Below are 21,954 nucleotides of genomic sequence, written 5' to 3'. Positions count from 1 at the left end.
GCCGGCTCAGCCGTCAGGCGAGACCGTCTGGAACCTTCAGGAGGAGAGGCTTTCGGCCAAGATGCGGCCAATATCCTGACGATTCGTCATAAGGTCCGACAGTGTGTAGCCGTCCAGTACGCCAAGGAAAGCCGCCAGCGCCTCCTTCAGGACTCCCGTCAGCCCGCAGGCGCGAGCAATCACGCAGCTTCCGCAATCCACCAGATCGAACCCGTCTTCGGTATGCCGGACCAGCGCGCCAATATTGATCTCTTCGGGCGCTTTGCCGAGCCGGATGCCACCGAATCGCCCACGCTCGCTTTTGATATAGCCGCTGCGCGCGAGCTCATTGACCACCTTCATGAGATGATTCTGCGAGATGCCATAGGCCCGCGCGACCTCGGCGATCGAGCATAGCCGATCGGGCCGTGCGGCGAGATAAAGCAGCACCCGCATCGAGTAATCCGTGAACAGCGTCAGCTTCATGCATGCTCCTAAGCAACCTTCAATCGGGCCATCGTACATAATATGCATAACGCTTGCATCTTTCAAATGTCACGATAGATGTATTGGAGATGTATGATTGGAGCGTGAGTCGTGGGCAGTGTCGCGGGAATCGATGAGGGAGGGCTCAAGAGGCTTGTGGACGCCTTCTACGCCCGCGTGCGCGCGGACGTCGAACTCGGCCCCATATTCAATGGTGCGATCGATGACTGGCCCGCACATCTTCAGAAGCTCACGGCCTTCTGGTCGTCGGTGATGCTGACCAGCGGACGCTACAAGGGCCAGCCCGTGCCTGCCCATATGAAGCACCGCGACCGGATCACGCCCGCGCTGTTCGGGCGCTGGCTCGGGCTTTGGACGGACACGACGAACGAACTGATGGCACCGGAGGCGGCCGCAGCCCTTCAGGACAAGGCGGCGCGGATCGCGGAGAGCCTGCAGCTTGCCCTCTTCTTCAGGCTGGATTCTCGGCCACCGCGGCCGATCGTCCAGGCGACGCACCTCGCCGACGGGGCTCGCCTCTGATGACCGAGAACTCGCGCGTTCAACCCTATCGGTCGACGCCGGTCTTCGACGAGACAACGCTCCCGGCCGCGTTGCGCGGCCGGCACAGCACCAAGGCCGGCGTATGGGGGATCGTCCGCGTGATCGAGGGGCGGGTCCGGCTCAGCTATCTCGATCCTCCTTCCGAAATGCTGCTCGATCCGGAGACCTCGGGCCTGCTGCTTCCTGAGCAACCGCACTTCGTGGAGCCGCTTGGCCCGATGAAGATGCGCGTCGATTTCTACGATCAGCCGCCCGACGGCTGACCTTTCGCTTCACCTTCACTACCGGCCCTAAGGAGACGTTGATGTCACAGACACTCAGCGAGCGCACCATCGCGCTCGTCAAAGCCACCATGCCCGCGCTCGAAGCGCACGGCCTCGACATTGTACGCGAGATGTACCGGCGGATGTTCGAGAACCCGGAGATCCGCGACCTGTTCAACCAGTCGCACCATGGCGATGCCGGTTCGCAACCGCGCGCGCTGGCCGCCGCCATCCTCGCTTATGGCGCCAATATCGACAATCTCGGCGCGCTGGCCCCCGCCGTCGAGCGGATCGCGCAGAAGCATGTCGGCCTGCAGATCCTCCCCGAACATTATCCTCACGTCGGCGAAGCGCTGCTCGGCGCGATCAAGGCGGTGCTGGGCGATGCCGCTACCGACGAGATCCTCGCCGCATGGGGCGAAGCCTACTGGTTCCTGGCGCATATCCTGATCGCTCGCGAGGAGCGCCTCTACAAGGAGCATGAGACCGCGGAAGGCGGCTGGACGGGTTGGCGCACCTTCGTGATCGACGAAGTCCGCCCCGAAAGCAGCGTCATCACCTCGTTCATCCTGCGCCCGACCGACGGGCGCCCGGTCATTCGCCACAAACCCGGCCAGTATCTGACCTTCTGGCTGGAGATCCCCGGTCACCCGCCGGTCAAGCGCAACTACAGCATCTCGCAGGCGGCCAATGGCGAGACCTATCGCATTTCGGTCAAGCGCGAGCCCATGGGCCTCGCCTCCGGCTGGCTGCATGACCAGGCGAAGCCGGGCACGGTGCTCAAGGTGGCGGCGCCCGCGGGCGAGTTCTTCCTGTCCGAGAATCCCGAGCGCCCCGTGGTGCTGATGTCCGGCGGTGTCGGCCTGACGCCGATGGTCGCAATGCTCGAGGCGATCGCGCAACATCATCCCGATCTCCCCGTCCAGTATCTTCACGGCACGCTGGATGGTTCGACGCACGCGCTGGCCGATCATGTCCGCGCCATCGCGGCTGCTCATCCGAGCATCCGCGTCACCGATTTCTATCAATGCCCTCGCCCCGAGGATGTGGCGGGTCGCGATTACGACCATGATGGCTTGATCGACGAGGCCTGGTTGACGGAGCACACGCCGATCGAAGATGCGGATTATTATCTATGTGGTCCGCGCCCGTTCCTGCGCACCTTCGTCGCGACGCTGTCGCTTGCCGGCGTGGCGTCCGATCGCATCCACTACGAGTTCTTCGGTCCGGCCGACGAACTGCTCGCAGCTTGAGGCAGGCGCCGCGATGGACGATTTCATCATTGGTCGTGCGCTGCACGTCGTCGCCGTCCTGATGTGGATCGGTGGCGTTGCGTTCGTGACGACCGTCGTGATGCCGTCCATCCGGCGCCACCATGCACCCGACGAGAGGCTCGCCGCCTTTCATCAACTGGAGGAGCGGTTTGCGCCGAAGGCGCGCCTGTGGGTGCTGCTGGCCGGAGCAAGCGGGCTCTGGATGGTCTACAGGGCCGATATGTGGGGCCGGTTCGCCGATCCCCGTTTCTGGTGGATGGACGCCATGGTCTGCCTCTGGGCCATATTCATGGCGATGCTGTTCCTGATCGAACCGCTCTTTCTCCACGCGCGCATGGAGAAATCACCCGCTCCATCGGCGGACTTCGAGAGGATGGTAGGAATGCACCAACTCCTCCTGATGCTGGCCGTCATAACGGTGCTTGGCGCGGTAGCCGGAAGTCATGGGTTGCTCTGAGCGGACTGGCTCACCTTGACGATGGCGAGCTTGCGTTCATGCCCCTCCCGGTCTGGCCACAGAATCGACTCTCCCTCGCGCAAGCCGATGAGGCCGGCTCCGACTGGCGTCAGGATCGAGATGCGTCCCGCCGAGATGTCGGCGTCCTTTGGGTAGACGAGCTGTACCGAACGCGTCGCTCCGCTCGCGTCGTCGGTGAACTCGACGGTCGAACGCATCGTCACGACGTCGGACGGGATTTGGGTCGCGCTGTGAATCGTGGCGCGTCCGATTTCCTCGAGGAGCAATTCGCTGACCTGCGGTAACCGCTCTTCGGCGCCAAGCGCCAGGTTGGTGAGGGCGTCGGCCTCGGTGTCGATCAAATGGATGGGCGGTCGACATGCCGCCTTGCTGTTCGTCATGGTGCTGGCTTTCCGGATAAGGAGGCGCGCGCAGGCTCATGGCCTGGCGCAGCGGTCTGTCGAGAGTTGCCCCGAGTTCGGGGCGTGCCGCACCGGAACCCGGGGCCAGATGCCCGCGAGAAGCTGCCCCCCATGATGGCGGAATCGGAAATGACGGCGCCTAGTCTGCATGATGCGATGATGTCCCCAGCACAGGCGCAAGTCAAATCATCTGCATAGGGGCTGGGTGCCGGTCAGCTAGCCAGCGTAGCGGGCCTCGGCGAGATCGAGTTCGCGCACGAGCTTGCGCGCGGCTTCGCTGCCAAGTTCGCGCCGACGCACGCGTCTGAAGATCTCTCCCCGTTCGGCTCTGAGCGCAGCCAGCCGCAGCTCGCGCTCGATGGCGTCGTCACGCCGGATCAGGCTCCCCTGTTCCGGCCCGCGGGCGTGGCGGTCGATCCGCTCGCGATAGACATCCATGAGACGCGACGCGACGGTAACATAGGTGTCGGCATCCTTACGGCCGTCCGCAAGGCGATGCTGGGTGCGCTCGATCTCGGCGATCGCCGCTTCCGCAGCGGCTATGCGCGCAGCTTCGACCGCGGCAGTCTGGCTTGGCTCCGGAGGCATCTCAAGGTTGCGCAGCAGCAAGGGCAGCCCGATGCTTGCCGAAGCCAGCGATACGATGATCACGCCCATGGCCAGGAAGATGGCGAGATCACGGGCAGGAAAGGCCGAACCGTCGGCCATGGTCAGAGGGAGGGTGAGCACGCCGGCCAGCGTGATCGCACCACGCACGCCGGCGAAAGACATGGCCCCGATAATCCGCCAGCCCGGAGCGCCACGTTCGTCGCTCTGGCGAAACAGGGTCAGGTGGAGCGACAGCCATACCCACCCGAAGCGCAGACCCGCAAGCCCGGCATTGATCGCGACGACATAGATGGCCAGCCACCAGGGCTCATAGTGGCCGGTCAGCCGGACGGTTTCGGCAGCACCCGACAGGATCGACGGCAACTGCTCGCCCAACAGGACAAAGATGATCCCGTTGGCGGTGAACTGGATCATGTCCCAGAAGGCGGTGCGGCGGATGCGTGTGACGGCGAGTGCCTGTCCCCGGGATTCGACGAAGCCCATGGCAAGCCCCGCCGCGACGGCGGCGAGAATGCCGGAACAATGCAGCCGTTCAGCGATGAGATAGGCGCCAAACGGAATCAGCAGGCTGATCAGGACCTGCGATCCGCTTTCCTCGCCGAAACGGCGAGCAATGATGGCCTTGAGCCAACCGACCAACCAGGTCAGACCGGCCCCGATGATGATCCCGCCAGTCGCGACCCAGAGAAAGCTGAGCGCGGCCTGGCCGAGAGAAAAGGCACCGGTGAGAGCGGCAGCGACCGCAAAGCGGAGGCAGACCAGGCCTGACGCGTCATTAAGGAGTGATTCGCCCTCCAGGATATGCATCATTCGCTTGGGGATGGGAGAGCGTTGAGCGATTGCGGATACCGCGATGGGATCCGTCGGTGATACCACCGCGGCCAGCGCGAACGCGACGGCAAGCGGCATCGCCGGGATCATCCAGTGGATGAACAAACCCATGCCCAGCACCGTGAAGACCACGAGGCCGAGCGCCAGCTCGAGAATGGTCTTGCCGTCCTTGAAAAGGTCTTCGCGCGGAATGCGCCAGCCGTCGAGGAAGAGAAGCGGCGGGAGGAAGAGAAGGAAGAATATCTCGGGATCGAGCGTCACGCGCCAGTTCGCCGCAAGCCCGATGAAAGCGCCCAGCGTGATCTGAACAAGCGGGCGCGGTAGGGGGAAGGGCAGAAGCCGCGCAACAATGCCGCTCACGACGACGGCGAAGAGCAGGGCAAGCACGATCGTGATCGTTTCCAAAACATACTCCGAACAAGAAGCTGGTCCGTGTCTCCTTTCCTATAAACGGCTTGAGGGCCAGTCCCCTCCCTTGAACCTTGACGCTCTCAGATCACGGCGCCGGCGTCCTCATGGCACTGCATCGCTGGTTCGCCGCCGATGGTCGCATCTCCGACGAGGATCGCGAATTTGGCGCCGGCATAGTGAGTGGCGGGCGTATGCCAGGCATTGGCCACAGTCAGGATTTCACCCGCGATTTCCACCTGCTCGCCAGGCGCGGGCGATCGGACGAAATGATAGCAGCCCCGTGGGGCGGCCGTACGACGGTCGGGTCCGGCAAACACATCGATAAGCATGGTTATCTCCCTTCACTGAACAAGAGCGCGTACCGGCGCGGGAAAGCGCCATGGCTCGCCATGACCCAGCGCGGCACCATATTGCTGTTCGGCGATATGCCAGTTCGCGAGTCTGTCCCACCAGACAAAGGCGGTCACGTTCAGGTTCTCGGCAAGCCGGTCTGCCGGATAGCGCGGCAATCTCCAACGCGCTAGAAGGCCGCCGTTCCGAAACCGGATGTTTTGCGGCTGTCGCTTGTCGAGTGCTAGTTGACATCGCGGCTCTCGTGCAGGCGCGCGCGCAGGGCCGCGAGACAGAGTGCGATTTCCTCGACCGGGTGATCTTCCATCCACTCCCCACGGGCGCATGCCACCGCGATGCCGCGCGCGCGGGAGTCGATCCAGTATCCCGGCGGTACGAGCGTCGCCGCCGCCGTGTGCGAACCGGTGTAGCGCAGGGCGCGGACGCGGGAGCCGTCTGGATGCAGCCAGACGCCTACCTCGATCTGCGGCAGTTCCGCCAGGCCGGGGAACACCCCAACGGCGATCAGAGCGTCGAGCGGGCGGCTCGGCGATAAGGCGTTCTCACAGGCAGCGATCGCACCCATCAGCACATCGCACGAAGTCGCCGTGCTCGGAACAGGCGGTCGGACGATGGCTTCCATGATCAGCCGGTCCCATCGATCACAGGCTCGACCGCTAAACCCCCGCCGTGGACTCGCCGGCACAGGCTCTTCAACAGTCCATCGCCGATCCTATAGACCCAGCCGTGCAGGCTCAGCGGGGCCTCACGCGCCCAGGCCGCTCGCACGAGAGGATTGACGGACAGCGCGTCGACTTGCGCCACGACATTGCGCTCGCACAGGGCCTCGGCTGCCGCCCCATCGGTGTTGACCTTGCAGGGATGACGACGGTGAAGCTGACGCACGGGCGCCAGCCAGTGGCCGATGGCGTCGTCGGTCTCGTTCTCCATCGCGGCATGAATGCCGCCGCAGCCATAATGGCCCACGACGATGATATGGTGGACATTCAGGACATCGACCGCGAACTGCAGCGCGGCGGAAAAATTGGGATCGGCGGCGATTGCGAGATTGGCGACGTTGCGATGGACGAACATCTCGCCCGGATCGAGATCGACGATCTCCGTCGCCGGCACGCGGCTGTCCGAGCAGCCGATCCAGAAATAACGGGGCCGCTGCTGACCGACGAGGCGGCGAAAGAAGCCCGGATCGTTGCGCGTCTTGGCATCGGCCCAGGCCCGGTTGCGGTCGAACAGCGTGGACAGCCAGCCGTCGCCTTCAGGAATGGCGGCGGCCTTATCCTGCCCGTTCGTCCGCGTCCGGCTCATTGACCGGTCGATTGCAGATCGACGATCCGCAGATAGGGCTTCAACGTCTTGAAGCCTTGCGGGAACTGCCGGTTGGCTTCCTCGTCCGATAGCTTGGGCGAGATCACGACGGGTTCGCCCGGCTCCCAGTTGACCGGAGTGGCGACGCTGCGCGCGTCGGTCAGCTGGAGGCTGTCGATCGCGCGCAGGATCTCGGCGAAGTTGCGGCCCGTGCTCGGCGGATAGGTGAGGATCAGCCGGACCTTTTTCGCCGGATCGATCACGAATACCGAGCGGACCGTGACGGTCGGATCACTCTTCGGGTGGATCATGCCATAGAGGCTCGAGACCTGGCCGTTGGGATCGGCGATCATGGGGAAATCGAGCGTCGCGCCTTGCGTCTCCTCGATGTCGGACTCCCATTTATGGTGGGCCTCGACCGGATCGACCGACAGCCCGATCGGCTTCACGCTGCGCCTATCCCATTCGGGGCGCAGCCGCGCGACCTCGCCCAGTTCGGTCGTGCAGACCGGCGTGAAGTTCTTGGGGTGGCTGAAAAGGACGCCCCAGCTCGCTCCGAGCCAGTCGTGGAACTGGATGCGGCCGTGGGTGCTGTCCTGTTCGAAATCGGGGGCGATCTGCCCAAGCTGGATAGTCATGGAGGCTCCTTCGTGCATGCGGAGCCAGTGTGAGGCCGCACTAGCCAACAAACAAACGAATGTTATTTCAGGTTGAAAGCAATATCATTGCCTTTACTGAGGTTCACGGGGGGCAGCCATCCAATGGTCAACAGCGCTATGGGCAGGGCGATCAGCAGGACGAACTCGCCATCCGCATCGCTGATTACGCCACTCTTGCCCAGAACCCAGATGAACAGCCGCAGCGATGCGATCGCAATTGCCGCGGCGACCATCCAGTAGAGGCCGACGCGCAGATGCGGCCGGCGATTGCGGCACTCGCCGCCGCTTCCGTTTCGCTGGCCGCTCACGGCTCATCGCCAGGTTCGACCCCGGGATGACGGGTCGCATTGCGCTTCCTGGTTCTTGGCGATTGGGCGGCGTCCGATCTGCCATGGTCCAGCGGCCACAGAGCGGTGAAGTCGGCGGGGGGCGGCACTTCGCGGAAGGCCTTCGGCGCGCTGGTGGATGTCGCCGCCCATTCGAAGCCCATGATGACGAATGTCGCGACAGGCGCCGCGACAATGATGACGATGGGCAAGGCCTGTTCGGAGATGATATCGGCTTTGACGAGGCCATAAAGGCCAAGCCAGGTCACCGCCATCAGGATCGTGGCGAGAATCCCGAAGGCCTTCCCGTCCTCGCGTCGCGGTGGCTCGGGACGAACCGGATCGAACGGTTTCACTGCAGCACCGCGCCCAAGGAGAGCGGGTCGGCTTCGGCGAACACTCCTTCATGCTGGACCATCCTGGTCCTCCTTGTCGGCACATCATCCGCCCGCTATTATCCATCAAGCAAATGAATATAATTGATGATTGAGCGGAAAGATCTTGCGGCATGGATATCGGCGTCGCCCGCACCTTCCTGGAAGTGGTGAAGACGGGCAGCTTCGTCGCTGCTGCCGCGAATCTCAATCTTACCCAGACCGCGGTGAGCGCGCGCATTCGCGTCCTTGAGGACCAGCTCGACCGGCCTGTGTTCATCCGCAACAAGTTGGGTGCGAAGCTGACGCCGGCGGGCGAGCAATTTCTGCGCTTTGCGACCACGCTGGTGCAGGTGTGGGAACGCGCCCGCCGCGCGGTGGCGCTGCCGCCTGGCCGCGAGACGGTGGTGACGATCGGCGCCGAGCTCAGCCTGTGGAGTCCGCTGCTGCGGCACTGGCTGCTCTGGATGCGGCGCGAATGCCCCGAGTTCGCGGTCAGCACGCAGATCGACGCTTCCGAGCGGCTGATGGAGCAGGTCCAGGACGGCTCGCTCGACGTCGCGGTGCTCTATGCCGCGCCGCGCCGTCCCGGCGTGATCGCCGAGCTGCTGTTCGAGGAGAAGCTCGTCCTCGTCCGCACCACGCCGACCGATCGGCCGCTGGCGCCCGAAGACCATGTCCAGATCGACTGGGGCGAGGAGTTCGCCGCGAGCTATCAGGCCGCCTATCCGGACCAGCCGAACGCGGTCGTCGCGATCAGCTACGGACCGCTCGCGCTCGACTATCTCCTGGCGACGGGCGGCAGCGGCTATTTCCGCAAGGGGTTCATCCGATCCTATCTGGAGGAGGGCAGGCTCGCGCTCGTGCCCGACAGTCCCGAATTCTCCTATTCCGCCTATGTCGTCCATTCGACCAAGGCGGACCCCGGCGTGATGGCCCGCATCCGCAGCGGGCTCCGCGCTGCGGCGGCGATCGCGGCATGAGCGACGAGCCCGCGTCCCCGGTCTGCTATGCGGCCCAAGCTGACGACGTCTATATGGGCTATGCCGGGCGCGATGAGCTGCTGGCCGCGCTCAACGAGCTTCTCGAAGCCGAGCGTGCCGGCGCTCGGGTAGCGTTGGCGAGCGCCAAGGCGGCGGCGAGTCCGCCACATGCGGCGCTGATGAGGACAGTGCGCGCCGACGAGGCGCGCTGGTGCGCGATGCTGGCGCGGCAGATCAAACGACTCGGCGGTATGCCCTCCCGCAGGACCGGCGGCTTTCATGGCAAGGCGATGGCGATCGCCGATCTGGCAGAGCGTCTGGCCTTTCTCAACCGCGGCCAGTCCTGGGTCGTGCGCAAGCTCGAAGCGCTGACGCCTCGCGTGCGCGACGAGGGTCTCCACGCGGACCTGCGCGCCATGCTGGACAGCCACAAGGTCAACATCGCGCTGGCCGAAGCCTTCCTCAAGACCATCGCGCCGAGCGGCGACCAAACAAAATAATTGCTCAAGTGGAGTGAGATGATCTTTGTCGCTGTTTGCTTGAGTGTCAGGCGATTCAAGAAGACGTTTCCGGCAATACGCAGGATGACGGTCCGACCAGCGCGCTGATCGGGCGCATGGCGTTTTGCCTGCATCCCGCCCCGCACCAATTCTTTTTCGCGAGTTTCATCTGGTCGCTGAGGGCCAGTGGCTTGCGCCGATCGGTAAGGAAAGGCGCGACCACGCTCGGGTGGACTCTCTCGAGTCCATCACCCTGCCATCAATTCGAGACGCGACCCCGGATCGCGTGAGTTTTTGTCGCGCGAGCATCGCCTGGAGGCCGGGTGTCATGCGGCGCGTGGAGGTTCCGGCGGTTCTGGAGGTCGGGATCGCGGGGATTGTCGCGGCAGCTTGGCAAAGGGCAGCACATTTGCCCGTTCCTCGCCGCTACGATCGGCGATGTCATCGTCCAAATCTTCAGGGGATCGGTTGTGGTCGTGGCCGCTCATGGTTCCGCTCCAGGCGCAGTTCTTGGCGCATTCATCGGTTGAAGAAGGGGATCCCCGGATCCGCACGGCGCGGTCCGGGGCCACTAGCCTTCGAGAAGCCGATCCGCGTGGCGCGCAGAGCGCCTTTGGAAGATGGAGTCGCACATGGTGCGTCAGTCAACGTCGCCGCGCGCGAAAAGTCAACGCAGGCGGTATTTGGAAGCGTAATCGCCTAGACGGCCCGCTTTTCTCCCCGTACCCGCAACAAAAACCTGTCAGCCGCTTCACCATCGGCACATCCATCAGCTGCGGAAAGGTGAGCGGCCACGACGAAACAATGCCTAGCGGATTTCGGCTTCTTCGACGACCGGGCGGCTCTCTCTCGTGCCGCGCATGTGGCTGTCGGGATCGTTGGGATCAGCGCTGATGATTACATATTCGTCATGCACCTCGAGCAATGTCCCCATGAAGGGAAAGTCGCTCAAGCTACCGGTCACCCGGTAACTGACGAGATCTCCCACCTTGAACGTCGCCGCATCGAAATTGAACTCGAAGGGACAGTTTTCGCCCATGCCTTGCATCGCGAGTCTCCTCACAATCAATAATCGCATTTCTCGACGCTTGCGGCCCCGGACGCAAGCCTGTCGCGTGAACGACCGATACGTTCCAAGCCGCCGTCGCACGGATGTACCGATTGGCGCGCGTCGTTGCATGAAGTGCTCGCCGGCAAAAGGTAGCGGAGGGATCGGTGTCGCGTAGCAATCAATCCCGGTGGCCATCTCGCGGCCCACAGGCCGGCTCATATCAAAATCATTGCGTTAAACCCTCAATAAAAGTCGCTTGTCTTATTCTATCGACATCCTCAATCTGTCGGAAGCTGAACTGAGCTTCGCTAGAAAATGCGCCCGGAGAGGATCCCGTGCCGGTGGCATGGGCCGGAGCGCTGAAGGGAGCTGAACGCCAAGGACGAACGCGCATGACAGCATCGGATCCGCCAGGGCGCGCGCTGACCCTGGAGCAATGGCGACTTGTGGAACTGCTTTCCCGGTCCCTGGATCCCACGCAGGCGCGATGGCTTAGCGGCTATTTCGCGGGACTTGACGCCGGCCTGTTGCTTCGCGCGCAGTCGCCGGCGTCCGCTTCGGCCTCGGCGCGCAAGCTCACGATTCTGTATGGCACAGAGACCGGCAATGCAGCGGAACTGGCGCGTAGCCTCCTCGACGTCTTGTCCGCACAGGGCCTCAAACCAGCGCTTTCGGATATGGCCGACTACAAGGTCCGGCAGCTCTCCCAGGAGCAGGATCTGCTGATCATCGTCAGCACCTATGGCGAAGGCGATCCGCCGCAACCGGCGACAGGCTTCTTCGAGTTCGTGGAAGGGCGCAAGGCCCCGAAACTGGGCGACGTGCGCTTCGCGGTATTGGCGCTCGGGGATTCCACCTATGAATATTATTGCCAGGCCGGCAAGCGGATTGACGGACGGTTGGAGGAGTTGGGCGCGACCCGGCTGGTGCCGCGCGTCGATTGCGACGTCGACTATGAAGAGTCGGCCGGCGCCTGGACGCAGGCGCTCGTTGAGCAGTTTGCCGCCGAAAAAGAGGCCGCCCCGCGCGTGGCTCCCGCCGTTGCTGCGTCGGCGGTTTCTGCGTCATCAGCTTATGCCAAGCGGAACCCGTTCCCGGCATCGGTAACCGAGAATATAGTGATCGTCGGACGAGGATCGACCAAAGAGACGCGTCATATCGAACTCGCGCTCGCCGGATCGGGGCTGACCTACGAGCCCGGCGATGCGCTGGGGATCGCCGCCTCCAACGACCCGGCAGTGGTCGCGGCGCTGCTCGATGCGCTCTCGTTGCCTGCCGAGGCCGAGCTGGACCTCAAGGGGCAGACGATGACGATCGCGGAGGCGCTGACGCAGCGCTTCGAGATCACCGCCGCGACCCCGCGCTTCCTCGACTATTGGGCGCTTCTCAGTGATGCCGCCGCGCTCACGCAATTGCTACAGGAGGACCGCTCGGGCGAGCGCTCGGTGTTCCTGCGCACGCATCATATCATCGACATCGTCCGGAGGTTCCCTGTGGGTGAGGTGATGCTCCAGGGCTTCGTCAGCGCGCTGCGGCCGTTGCAGCCCCGCCTCTATTCGCTGGCCTCGAGCCTGGCCGCCGCGCCAGACGAAGCCCACCTCACCGTCGCGCCCGTCCGCTATGCGTTGCATGGCGAGGCCCGCAGCGGCGTCGCCTCGGGCCTGCTTGCCGACCGTGCCGGACCGGACACCGAACTGCCGGTCTACATCCAGACCAACCCGCATTTCCGGCTGCCGGGCGATGATGTTCCGATCATCATGATCGGCGCCGGCACCGGCGTCGCCCCCTATCGCGCCTTTCTTCAGGAACGCGAGGCGCGGGGCGCGGGAGGAAAGAACTGGCTGTTCTTCGGCGAGCGCAATTTCCGCTCCGATTTCCTCTATCAGACCGAATGGCAGGGCTGGTTGAAGGACGGCGCGCTCGGCCGCATGGACGTCGCCTTCTCGCGCGACGGCGCGGAGAAAATCTACGTCCAGCACCGCATGAAGGAATGCGCGCGCGACTTATTCGCCTGCCTTGAGGACGGCGCGCATGTCTATGTCTGCGGCGATGCCGCGACCCTCGCGCCGGATGTCCACGAGGCACTGATCGATATCGTCGCGGCGGAGGCGCGCACCGGGCGGGAGGCGGCCGAGGACTATGTCCGTTCGCTGCAGGCTGACCACCGCTACCAGCGCGACGTCTACTGAGCCATGACCATGACGACGATCGACCGCAGTCGGGATCTCTCGCAGCCACTCGACCGGCTCAGCGCCGACGAGCGCATGAAGGACAGGAGCGACTATCTGCGCGGCACCATCGCGAAGGGGCTGCTCGACCGGATCACCGGCGCGGTGCCGTCGGTCGACGACGTGAAGCTGATGAAGTTCCACGGCATCTATCAGCAGGACGATCGCGACGTGCGAGACGAGCGCCGTCGCCAGAAGCTCGAGCCGGCCTTTCAGTTCATGATCCGGGTTCGCCTGCCGGGCGGCGTCTCCACGCCGGCGCAATGGCTGAAGCTCGACGAGCTCGCCCGCGCGCATGGCGGCGAAACCCTGCGCATCACGACGCGCCAGACCTTCCAGTTCCACTGGGTCCTGAAAGACAGCCTGCGTCCGATCATCCAGGGCCTGCACGAGACGCTGCTCGACACGGTCGCGGCCTGCGGCGATGACAGCCGGGGCGTGATGTGCACGGTCGATCCGCAAAGCTCGCGCTTCCATGCCGAGGTCGCGGCGATGGCGAAGCGGGTCAGCGATCACGTCATCCCCAAAACGCGCGCCTATCACGAGATCTGGTATGGCGACGCGCGGGTCGCCTCGTCAGTGCCGGAGGAACCCTTTTACGGACGCACCTACATGCCGCGGAAGTTCAAGATCGGCTTCGCGCTGCCGCCGTCCAACGACATCGACGTCTACGCGCAGGATCTTGGCTTCATCGCCATCGGCGGGCCGGAAGGGCTGGCAGGGTTCAACGTCGCCATCGGCGGCGGCATGGGCCGCACCGACCAGGCGCCGGAGACCTATCCGCGCCTCGCCAGCGTGATCGGCTTCGTGGCCGCCGACAAGATCATCGCCTGCGCAGATGCGGTGATGGCGGTGCAGCGCGACTACGGCGACCGCAACGACCGCCAGCATGCCCGCTTCAAATATACGATCGACGACAAGGGACTCGACTGGGTCAAGGCGGAGGTCGAAAACCGCATGGGCGCCGCGCTCGAGGCCGCGCGCCCCTTCGCTTTCACCTCGAACGGCGACAGCTATGGCTGGAACACGACGGCCGACGGGCGTCACCATCGCACGCTCTATATCCAGAGCGGGCGGCTGGATCTGAAGCTGCTCGACGCGCTGCGCGATGTGGCGCGCATCCATCGCGGCAGCTTCCGCATGACGCCGAACCAGAACGTCATCATTGGCGGGGTGGAAACCGGCGATCGTGCCGCGATCGAGGCGGTGCTGGCGGAACATGGGCTGGAAGTCGACCACGTCTCGATCCTGCGGCGCAATGCGATCGCCTGCGTCGCCTTGCCGACCTGCGGCCTCGCCATGGCCGAAAGCGAGCGCTACCTGCCGACGCTGATCGACAGGATCGAAGCAATCCTCGCAGAAAATGGTCTCTCGGACGAACCGATCACGGTCCGGATGAGCGGCTGTCCCAATGGCTGCTCGCGTCCCTACAATGCCGAAATCGGGCTTACCGGACGCGCGCCGGGCAAATATAATCTCTATCTGGGCGGGGGCTTTCATGGGCAGCGGCTCAACCGCATGGTGCGCGAGAATGTCGGCGAGCCCGTGATCCTGGAGGTGCTGGCGGACGCGCTCGGCCGTTACGCCCAAGAGCGGGAACCGGATGAGCATTTCGGTGACTTCGCCGTGCGCGCCGGCATCGTCCGCGAGGTGACGGAAGGACGGTTCTTCAATGACTGACGGCCACGACGATGTCCCAAAGCCCGAGACGATCGCCGCGTCGCATGGCGTGGCGAGCGATACCGCCTTCGGTGCGGTGGCGCCGCCGCTTTACCTCTCGAGCACCTATGAGTTCGCGGGATTCGAGTGCCCGCGCCCCTATGATTACGGCCGATCGGGCAATCCGACCCGCGACCTGCTGGCCGATGCGCTCGCCAGACTTGAGGGCGGGGCAGGGGCGATCGTCACTTCGAGCGGCATGGCGGCGATCGATCTGCTGATCAGTCGCCTGCGCCCGGACGAGCTCGTGATCGCGCCGCACGATTGCTACGGCGGCACCATGCGCCTTCTCAAGGCGCGGGCCGAGCGCGGACAGATCGCGCTTCGACTGGTCGATCAGGGCGACGACGCGGCGTTCGCCGCCGCGCTCGAGGACGTGCCGTCGCTGGTGCTGATCGAGACGCCCAGCAATCCGCTGATGCGCGTCGTCGACATCGCGGCTTTGTCGGCCCAGGCGAAAGCTGCCGGCGCCGAGGTCGCGGTCGACAACACGTTTCTGTCGCCGGCGCTTCAGCGGCCGATAGCGCTCGGCGCCGATTATGCGCTCCATTCCACCACCAAATATCTGAACGGTCATTCCGATGTCATCGGCGGCGCGGTGATTGCCGCCGATCCGGCGCAGGTGGAGCAATTGCGGCACTGGGCCAATGTCGTCGGGAGCGCAGGCGCGCCATTTGATTCCTGGCTGACCCTGCGCGGCCTGCGCACGCTCTTTCCCCGCATGGCGCAGCAGCAGATCAATGCGATGGCGGTGGCCAACTATCTCGAACGCCATTCGGCGGTCGCCCACGTCTATTATCCGGGTCTCGCCTCCGACCCGGGACATGCCATCGCCTCAAGGCAGCAGCGGGGCTTCGGCGCTATGTTGAGCTTCGATCTCGCGGGAGGGGTGGAGGCCGTGCGCCGCTTCATCGCTGCCGTTCGCACCTTCACGCTCGCGGAATCGCTCGGTGGCGTCGAAAGCCTCGTCGCCCATCCCGCAACCATGACCCATCTGGACATGGGCGCGGATGCGCGCGCGGTGGCGGGGATTGGTGACGGGCTGCTCCGCCTGTCGGTAGGTCTGGAAGCCGGGGCGGACCTGATCGCGGGCCTGGATGCAGGGCTGATGGCGTGCGCCGCGTGAGGATATCCTGCGCGGCCGGCACGAGAGGTAACCTATCATGCCCGCCTTCGTGCTGATCGTCGATCTGGGCGGGACCATCCTCGCCGTCGTGGGCTTCAATATGGCATTTCGGCAAGCCTTCGTCCGCCGCGTCCTGGGCCGAAATGGCATTTTGGAGGCGAAGCGGGCGCGACCGGATAATGGTCAGGATCCGCTGACCTACGCCCTGCGAATCGCAGGAGTCATGATCATGGTCTTTGGCATAGCGATCGCCGGAATGGTGACGCTGTTCCACGGCCGATAACGGAGGATTGAGCGGGGCGGGAGATTTGGGAGCCGTGCCATTGCTTCGGTCCGCGCCTGAACGACAATGCAGACGATGGTTCGACACAAAACGGCCGATTCCCCTGGCCTCCCACGACCGCATGATCGCTCCATGCCTCCCTTGCCGCTGGGACCTGGCTGCAGCCGGCACGGGTCTTTTCGCAGGCGCTGCGCACACCGGCCACTTCGATCTATCCGCTGTCGCCGCGATCGGCCTGCGCACCTCTTCGAACGTCACGCCCATGGCCCGCGAGCGCTTGCGCCATTCATCCATGGGTATAGGCTGCCTCTTCCGGTCGGTGTCGATGAGGCCGCCGAGGCCGGACCGATGCCCAGGAAAATGGCGGCCTGTGCGATGCAAGGCACGCCGGCGCTCATTCCGTCCGACCGCGCGGGAGGGCTGCGCCAGCAGTGCTCCGGCTTCGAGGATGAAGTGCGTGTTGGCGCCGGCATCGCATCTGAGATCGCCGACAGGAGACTGACCGATGACGCATGAATATGACGATCCCATCAAACTGGAGGCGCTGGCCGAGGCGGCGCGGCACGTCGAGAGGCGATATCGCACCGGAGCAACCGACCTAGACGACCTCGTGCGCCGGACCGTTCATGAACGCTTTTGTTCATGCGTCGCTTCGTCCGACCGAACGGACAATGCCACGATCCTCAACGCGCTCATTGCCGATGTTGCCGCGCGCGTCGAGATCCTGCTTGCCGCCGACAGGCCGATCGACCCGATCGACGAGGCGTCGATCGAATCCTTTCCGGCGAGCGATCCGCCGGCCTGGATTGGCAGGAACGAGCGGGACTGATCACCACCCATATCGGCGCAGCAGGCCATACCTGCGGAAATGAGGCAGGTGGCAAAAACGCGGTCCCGTGCGCCTGCCGCGATCGGCTATGCGCCGGCGTGGAACTCGCTATGCCGGCAGCCATCCGTGGCTGCCGGCAACGGCGCCAAAGATCGTCAGAAGACTGAGCACGAGCAGCAGCTTGTGAACACGATGAAGGGCCGCGAAAGCCCGCTCGGGATCTCGTTGCGCCCATGCCGGAAAAGCGCGCTGGAGGACAAACGGTTCGCCGACGAATAGGACGAAGGCGAACAGTCCCCACACGCCGACCATGGCGTGCATCCACCAGAAGCCCACATCGGCGAAGCGATCCCAAAGCTCCATCCGCGCGATCATAAACAAGCCGGTCAGGCCTGCGACGACCACCGCCGCCCGCGCCTGCCAGACGAACCGCCGCTCAAACGCGTGAAAGGCCTTGAGGCGATCTTCTCCGAGATCGCCACGCCGCACGGCGGGCAACGCGACCGTCGTCGCCATCGACACGCCGCCGATCCAGACCACGACGGCGAGCACGTGCAGCGCACGGGCCAAGGCGAGTTCATCCATGGATCGCATTCCCTTCGATCGATCTGCCATAGACGGCCGGTGCCGGACGGCGATTGCGCTGGCGCAAGCTGCCCGCGCCTGAAGATCTATCGCGCCAGTTGCGCGGCGGCCTCCGGTGTCAGCGCGCCGTCCCGAACGAACACGCCCTGGAGCAGCACATCGCCGTCACGAGCAGCCGCCCAATGCTGCCCGCCGACAGCCGGCACGACGATCACGCTGCCCGGACCAAATCGGCGCTCGGCGGCCTGGTCTACCTTGTCGCCGTCGCCCCAGGACAGCGTGCCCGAAACGACCGTCAGGATTCGTAGCCCGCCCTGTGCGCCGTGCGGCGGCAGGAATTGGCCTCTGCCGATGCGCAGGACGAAGGTCAACGGCCGTCCTTCCTTGTCGACGGCCAGGATCGCGCGCCGGGCGACCTCATGCACGGTCTCGTTGCGAAGCCGGTCGATGTCGAGCTGTGTGGACCGCGCCGACGCGCCGGCCGGCAGTGCTACGGCTGCGATTATCGCGAGCAGGACAGGACGATAGCTCATCATTACCTCCAATGTTGGTGGATCTAAAAACGGACGGTCACGCCGCCGCCGAAGCTGCGGCCGTCACCGGGAAGAAAGACGGCCTGGTCGGGCCGCGCATGATCGACGATCAGCGACGAGGAGGCGTAGGTCTTGTCGAAGAGATTGGTGATCTCGGCGAACAGCGAGAGCCTGTCGCTGATCCGATACGTGCCGCGCAGGTCGGCGATCGCATATGGGTCATTGTAAAGCGTGCCCAGATTGTCGACCGGCGTCTTTTCCGGCACCCAACGCAGAGCTGCCTCCAGGGCCAGACCTTCGAGCGGCCGATAGGCGAGCGTCGCGTGGACCCAATGCCGCGGCGCGCCTGCGAGCCGATTGTCGCCGCGCAGCGCATCGTCGCGGAACCGGAAGTCCTGAAAGGTGTAGACGATTCTGCCCGTGAGCGCCGGGGCGATTCGCGCGGTGACGCCGAGTTCAACACCGAAATGGCGCGTGCGCGGCGCATTGACCGCGCCCAACGACGTGCCTGACGCATCGCGCAGGCTGAGGAGCTCGTTTCTGACCCAGCTATAGTAGAGGACGCCATCCCAGGACAGGACGCCGGCATCACCGCGCCAGCCCGCCTCCAGCGTCGTTGCGCGCTGCGCCTTGAGGTCCGGCGTGACGAACACGGCCGCAGGCATTGCCGGATTGGCCGGGTTGGGTCGGCCCGCGCTGCTGTTCGGCGTGCCGTTTACGGTCGCGAACAGATCGTCATGAGTCGGCGGCTCGAAGCTGCGGCTGATTGCCGCGAACAGCGTCTGGTGTTCCGCCGCACGCCAGCTGATACCGAGCGCCGGGCTCCAGCCTTCATAATCGCGCGCATAGCTTGAGCTGACCGTGGGCACGGCACCTCCCGGCAGCGCCATCGTTGGATTGGCCGGGGCGTAGGCGGCGGTTGGGCGCGCAGGGAGAGCATAACGGTCGACATTGTCGCGGGTCGCACGCGACCATGCGAGCGAGGGCGACAGCGTGATCCGGTCGCCCAGCGGGATGTTGAAAGCCGCATTGAGCGCAAGCGTATCGGCCTTCAGCCGGTTGTTGCCGAATTGTGCGCCACGGCGTCCCGACAGATTGAGATATTGATCCCGGTCGGCGGAGCCATTCACATACTGGCCCGTGGCCTCGAACAGGGGCAGGGGCCGCGACCCATCCGGCTTATAGGCGTAGCGCAGCACCGCTGTGGCGTCGTGCCCGTCGGTTACGCGCACGCCGGCGGAGATCGGAAAGCGGAAGCTGTCGTCGGTCTGCGTGTAGCCGACCGCAAGATCGACGATATGCGAACCAAATGAACCGGTAGCGCGGGCACCGATCAGGAGCTGGCTGGGTTCGCGGCGCGGCCGGTCCCGCACCACATTGGGACCCGGATTGATCGGACCGCCAGGCGTCACCGTCGGCCCGGCGAACACCGAGCGCGGATTGCTTTCGAGCAGATCGCGGGTCAGCGGCCCTGCGACATCGAACCCAAGATCCGTGTAGCGTGCAAAGGCGCGGAGCGTGAATGCGTCGGAGAGGCGGAAACCGAGATTGCCGCCAACGCTTGTCCGCTCCGACTTGTTGTAGACGCGAAAGCCGTCCCGATGGCTGACGTCGCCGTGGAGCAGCATATCGAAGCCATCGCGGGACAGACCGTATTCCGCGAGTCCGCCAATCTGGTCAAAGCTGCCGCCGCTGAGATTGAGCTTTACGCCGGGCGAACTCCGTCCTGTCGGCGACATGAGGTTGAGCGCTCCGCCCAACACGGTCGCTCCGAGCCGGTTGGCCGTGTAGCCGCGATAGATCTCAATTGCGTCCGCGCTCCCCGGATTGGCGAAGCCGACGACATAGGATCCGTCGGCCCGGTTGAGCGGCAGTCCATCCTGCAACACCAGCACACCGCGCTCGACGGGATTCTGTTGTAGTCCCGAGCCCCGGATCTGGATACGCGGCTGATCGTTGCCCCCGAAGAAGTCCTGAACCACCACACCCGGAACGTCGGCCAGCGCACGCGAAATCGTCAGGTTGGCGGTAGCAGGCATGCTCTCGGCGGTGACGACCGCCGTGCCACCCGCGGTCGCACCTAGCCGAGGTGCGATGACATCCCGCGGCGCCGTCACGACGATCTCGGCGCCAGTGCTGCCAGGCGTCGCGGATTGCGCCAGCGCAGCCTGGGGCACGGCACCGGCGACGAGCATGGCGAGCCCCGCCGAGGGCATTCTGGAGTGACCGCCTTCGGTGCGCCGCGGCACCGATCGGACAAGGCCGATAGGCATGTTGCTTGCCCCCTGGATATGCTATTGCGAGGCGTTTGCGAATAACATGCCCGATCAATGCCGGATTTGCGCTGGCGCAACGGATGGCCAGAATATCTTCATGGGTGAGGACTATCGTTGACGGAGCGACAACGAATGCAGGCTTTTACTTCGATGAACGGCAAGGCGGCGCTTCTGCGGCTCGAGGAGCTTGAGCTTTTCCGTTCGCTACCCGATGCGGCTCTTACAACGGTTCGCGCGGCGATGCAGGTTGATCGGGTCGCGAGCGGCAGCGTTGTCTTCGAGCAGGGGGAGCGTGCAAGCCGCGCCTTCGCGCTCGGCTCCGGCAGCATCCGCATTTCGCAGACCGGTCAGGAAGGTGGCCAGGCGATCGTTCGCTTCATCGCGCCGGGTGAGATGTTCGGTACCGTTCCGCTGTTCACCGACCATCTCTTCCCTGCGAATGCGATCACGGCGGAGAGCTCGGTCATCCTCAGCTGGAGCGAGCAGGGCCTTGTGGACCTGATGACGTCATATCCGGCCATCGCTCTCAATGTCATTCATGTGCTCGGAACCCGGCTCGGAGAGGCTCAGGAGCGCATGCGCGAGCTCGCGACGTTGCGCGCCGAGCAGCGTCTGGCGCAGGCTATTCTCAGACTTGCCGCACAAGCGGGATCAAACTGTCCCGAGGGTACGGCGATCACCATTCCGTTGCGGCGCAAGGATATCGCGGAATATGCGGGCACGACATTATACACGGCCAGTCGGACGCTCGCGACATGGGAGAAGGCAGGCGTCCTCACCAGCAGAGGGCAGTATATCACTGTTCGAGATTTGGGCGCCATGCGGGGAATCGGAGACACCGGTACCGACTGACCTGCGCGAGGTGTTCAGTTTCCATTTCCACGCAACGGGTTGTCGCCTGATTGAGCTGGTGTCCATCGACTACGACCACCTAACGAGCATCTCGGAGGTGCTCGGAGCGCCGCTCGCCCGAGGACCGGATGCCGGTCGGAGCAATGCGAAGCCCCACCAGACGCGAAGCGACGCGGGCGAGCCGAACCATTGCCCGCTCGATCGCCGGTTCGACGAGCAGCAGGTGCAGCACGCCCCGGACGCGCTCGCCGCGATCGGCCATCGCATCGGACCAGAGCGCGAGGAGCACGGCCTCCATTCCGGTGATCCAGGCCTGCCCAGATTTGCCGAACGACGATGCCAGCCGACCTTCGCGGTCGAGCTCGAGCATCAGTCCATGGAAATCCTCACGCACCGGACGCATCGCCAGGCGCGGAAAGGGGGAGTCTTGCGTCTCGGCCGGATCAGCCGCGCGCGGCAAAGTCGCAAGCCAGTCGCGCATCCTCTCGAGAATGAAACGGCTGCCCGCTGCAAGCTGATCCACGGGCTGGTCGACAAAGCTGTACATGGCAAGTCTCCGGCAATACATGCCATTGATACGCTATTGCGAAGCATGTGCAACGTACCAGAAGCGATAAAATCCTCCGGGAAGGCTTGGCTGGGATCCCTCGGCACGTCTTGCCGCCTGTCTGTCGGCGG

General features: G+C 64.6%; 28 protein-coding genes. 13 read left to right on the top strand and 15 right to left on the bottom strand.

Going from position 1 to position 21,954, the window contains the following annotated elements:
• Positions 1-36: 36 nt before the first annotated feature.
• Entirely contained in the window at positions 37-465 is a 429-nt protein-coding gene (locus tag L3X40_RS08050; protein WP_066556641.1) for an Rrf2 family transcriptional regulator, read from the bottom strand.
• A 111-nt stretch (positions 466-576) separates the two neighbouring features.
• Between L3X40_RS08050 and L3X40_RS08045 the strand changes: the two genes are divergently transcribed.
• The 4 genes from L3X40_RS08045 to L3X40_RS08030 are packed head-to-tail and all read left to right on the top strand — an operon-like array spanning position 577 to position 3,023.
• Positions 577-1,008: a group III truncated hemoglobin gene (locus L3X40_RS08045; protein ID WP_066556643.1), complete on the top strand. Its 432-nt coding sequence runs from the start codon at positions 577-579 to the stop codon at positions 1,006-1,008.
• The gene (locus L3X40_RS08040) at positions 1,008-1,292 is read left to right on the top strand and encodes a DUF1971 domain-containing protein (protein WP_066556645.1); all 285 of its coding nucleotides are present in this window, start codon (positions 1,008-1,010) and stop codon (positions 1,290-1,292) included. The genes L3X40_RS08045 and L3X40_RS08040 overlap by 1 nt, the downstream gene beginning before the upstream one ends.
• Positions 1,293-1,333: 41 nt before the next feature.
• Positions 1,334-2,545: an NO-inducible flavohemoprotein gene (hmpA, locus tag L3X40_RS08035; RefSeq protein WP_066556647.1), complete on the top strand. Its 1,212-nt coding sequence runs from the start codon at positions 1,334-1,336 to the stop codon at positions 2,543-2,545.
• A 13-nt stretch (positions 2,546-2,558) separates the two neighbouring features.
• Positions 2,559-3,023, top strand: coding sequence for a hypothetical protein (locus L3X40_RS08030; protein WP_066556649.1), 465 nt, complete (start codon positions 2,559-2,561; stop codon positions 3,021-3,023).
• Here L3X40_RS08030 and rnk read toward each other — a convergent pair.
• From rnk to L3X40_RS07985, 9 genes are all read right to left on the bottom strand, one after another.
• Positions 3,008-3,424 carry a nucleoside diphosphate kinase regulator gene (gene rnk / locus L3X40_RS08025; protein WP_066556652.1) on the bottom strand — a complete coding sequence of 139 codons (417 nt, stop codon included), beginning with the start codon at positions 3,422-3,424 and terminating at the stop codon, positions 3,008-3,010. The genes L3X40_RS08030 and rnk overlap by 16 nt on opposite strands.
• Before the next feature lie 237 nt (positions 3,425-3,661).
• Positions 3,662-5,290 (bottom strand): Na+/H+ antiporter, encoded by a 1,629-nt coding sequence (locus tag L3X40_RS08020; RefSeq protein ID WP_066556659.1) that lies wholly within the window; start codon positions 5,288-5,290, stop codon positions 3,662-3,664.
• An 86-nt stretch (positions 5,291-5,376) separates the two neighbouring features.
• Positions 5,377-5,625, bottom strand: coding sequence for a hypothetical protein (locus L3X40_RS08015; protein WP_066556661.1), 249 nt, complete (start codon positions 5,623-5,625; stop codon positions 5,377-5,379).
• A gap of 12 nt (positions 5,626-5,637) precedes the next feature.
• Positions 5,638-5,805, bottom strand: a complete 168-nt coding sequence (locus L3X40_RS08010) for a hypothetical protein (protein ID WP_236036189.1) — start codon at positions 5,803-5,805, stop codon at positions 5,638-5,640.
• A 65-nt stretch (positions 5,806-5,870) separates the two neighbouring features.
• On the bottom strand, positions 5,871-6,269 hold the full coding sequence (locus tag L3X40_RS08005; protein WP_145907266.1) for a hypothetical protein: 399 nt from the start codon (positions 6,267-6,269) through the stop codon (positions 5,871-5,873).
• Between the two features lie 2 nt (positions 6,270-6,271).
• Positions 6,272-6,952 (bottom strand): carbonic anhydrase, encoded by a 681-nt coding sequence (locus L3X40_RS08000; protein WP_066556665.1) that lies wholly within the window; start codon positions 6,950-6,952, stop codon positions 6,272-6,274.
• On the bottom strand, positions 6,949-7,590 hold the full coding sequence (locus tag L3X40_RS07995; RefSeq protein WP_066556666.1) for a peroxiredoxin: 642 nt from the start codon (positions 7,588-7,590) through the stop codon (positions 6,949-6,951). Before L3X40_RS07995 ends, L3X40_RS08000 begins: the two co-directional genes overlap by 4 nt.
• Before the next feature lie 62 nt (positions 7,591-7,652).
• Positions 7,653-7,919, bottom strand: coding sequence for a hypothetical protein (locus L3X40_RS07990; protein WP_066556668.1), 267 nt, complete (start codon positions 7,917-7,919; stop codon positions 7,653-7,655).
• Complete coding sequence (locus L3X40_RS07985; protein WP_066556669.1) at positions 7,916-8,293, bottom strand: hypothetical protein; 378 nt, start codon at positions 8,291-8,293, stop codon at positions 7,916-7,918. The genes L3X40_RS07990 and L3X40_RS07985 overlap by 4 nt, the downstream gene beginning before the upstream one ends.
• Positions 8,294-8,445: 152 nt before the next feature.
• On the opposite strand from L3X40_RS07985, the gene L3X40_RS07980 reads away from it, so the two are divergent.
• A complete protein-coding gene (locus L3X40_RS07980) occupies positions 8,446-9,294 on the top strand; it encodes a LysR family transcriptional regulator (RefSeq protein WP_066556670.1) in 849 nt (282 codons plus the stop codon).
• A complete protein-coding gene (locus L3X40_RS07975) occupies positions 9,291-9,794 on the top strand; it encodes a DUF6306 domain-containing protein (RefSeq protein WP_066556672.1) in 504 nt (167 codons plus the stop codon). The genes L3X40_RS07980 and L3X40_RS07975 overlap by 4 nt, the downstream gene beginning before the upstream one ends.
• Positions 9,795-10,602: 808 nt before the next feature.
• On the opposite strand, the gene L3X40_RS07970 is transcribed toward L3X40_RS07975, so the two are convergent.
• Positions 10,603-10,842 (bottom strand): hypothetical protein, encoded by a 240-nt coding sequence (locus tag L3X40_RS07970; RefSeq protein WP_066556674.1) that lies wholly within the window; start codon positions 10,840-10,842, stop codon positions 10,603-10,605.
• Between the two features lie 395 nt (positions 10,843-11,237).
• Between L3X40_RS07970 and L3X40_RS07965 the strand changes: the two genes are divergently transcribed.
• The 6 genes from L3X40_RS07965 to L3X40_RS07940 all read left to right on the top strand — a co-directional run bounded on the left by L3X40_RS07965 (position 11,238) and on the right by L3X40_RS07940 (position 17,030).
• Complete coding sequence (locus L3X40_RS07965; protein WP_066561649.1) at positions 11,238-13,034, top strand: assimilatory sulfite reductase (NADPH) flavoprotein subunit; 1,797 nt, start codon at positions 11,238-11,240, stop codon at positions 13,032-13,034.
• A gap of 9 nt (positions 13,035-13,043) precedes the next feature.
• Positions 13,044-14,753, top strand: a complete 1,710-nt coding sequence (locus tag L3X40_RS07960; RefSeq protein WP_237230024.1) for an NADPH-dependent assimilatory sulfite reductase hemoprotein subunit — start codon at positions 13,044-13,046, stop codon at positions 14,751-14,753.
• On the top strand, positions 14,746-15,918 hold the full coding sequence (gene metB / locus L3X40_RS07955) for a cystathionine gamma-synthase (protein ID WP_066556677.1): 1,173 nt from the start codon (positions 14,746-14,748) through the stop codon (positions 15,916-15,918). Before L3X40_RS07960 ends, metB begins: the two co-directional genes overlap by 8 nt.
• A 37-nt stretch (positions 15,919-15,955) precedes the next feature.
• Complete coding sequence (locus L3X40_RS07950; RefSeq protein ID WP_066556684.1) at positions 15,956-16,201, top strand: hypothetical protein; 246 nt, start codon at positions 15,956-15,958, stop codon at positions 16,199-16,201.
• A gap of 348 nt (positions 16,202-16,549) precedes the next feature.
• Entirely contained in the window at positions 16,550-16,717 is a 168-nt protein-coding gene (locus tag L3X40_RS07945) for a hypothetical protein (protein WP_158511735.1), read from the top strand.
• Positions 16,707-17,030, top strand: coding sequence for a hypothetical protein (locus L3X40_RS07940; RefSeq protein WP_066556685.1), 324 nt, complete (start codon positions 16,707-16,709; stop codon positions 17,028-17,030). Before L3X40_RS07945 ends, L3X40_RS07940 begins: the two co-directional genes overlap by 11 nt.
• A gap of 108 nt (positions 17,031-17,138) precedes the next feature.
• On the opposite strand, the gene L3X40_RS07935 is transcribed toward L3X40_RS07940, so the two are convergent.
• From L3X40_RS07935 to L3X40_RS07925, 3 genes are all read right to left on the bottom strand, one after another.
• Positions 17,139-17,615 carry a hypothetical protein gene (locus L3X40_RS07935; RefSeq protein ID WP_066556686.1) on the bottom strand — a complete coding sequence of 159 codons (477 nt, stop codon included), beginning with the start codon at positions 17,613-17,615 and terminating at the stop codon, positions 17,139-17,141.
• Positions 17,616-17,701: 86 nt separating this feature from the next.
• Positions 17,702-18,160, bottom strand: coding sequence for a hypothetical protein (locus tag L3X40_RS07930; protein ID WP_237365140.1), 459 nt, complete (start codon positions 18,158-18,160; stop codon positions 17,702-17,704).
• An 11-nt stretch (positions 18,161-18,171) separates the two neighbouring features.
• On the bottom strand, positions 18,172-20,421 hold the full coding sequence (locus L3X40_RS07925) for a TonB-dependent receptor family protein (RefSeq protein ID WP_197672783.1): 2,250 nt from the start codon (positions 20,419-20,421) through the stop codon (positions 18,172-18,174).
• A gap of 135 nt (positions 20,422-20,556) precedes the next feature.
• Between L3X40_RS07925 and L3X40_RS07920 the strand changes: the two genes are divergently transcribed.
• Positions 20,557-21,276, top strand: coding sequence for a Crp/Fnr family transcriptional regulator (locus L3X40_RS07920; RefSeq protein WP_237365139.1), 720 nt, complete (start codon positions 20,557-20,559; stop codon positions 21,274-21,276).
• Between the two features lie 79 nt (positions 21,277-21,355).
• On the opposite strand, the gene L3X40_RS07915 is transcribed toward L3X40_RS07920, so the two are convergent.
• Complete coding sequence (locus tag L3X40_RS07915; protein WP_237365138.1) at positions 21,356-21,823, bottom strand: hypothetical protein; 468 nt, start codon at positions 21,821-21,823, stop codon at positions 21,356-21,358.
• Positions 21,824-21,954: the final 131 nt, after the last annotated feature.

It is taken from the genome of Rhizorhapis sp. SPR117 (assembly GCF_021742065.1).
This window is presented reverse-complemented; position numbering and strand designations above follow the sequence as displayed.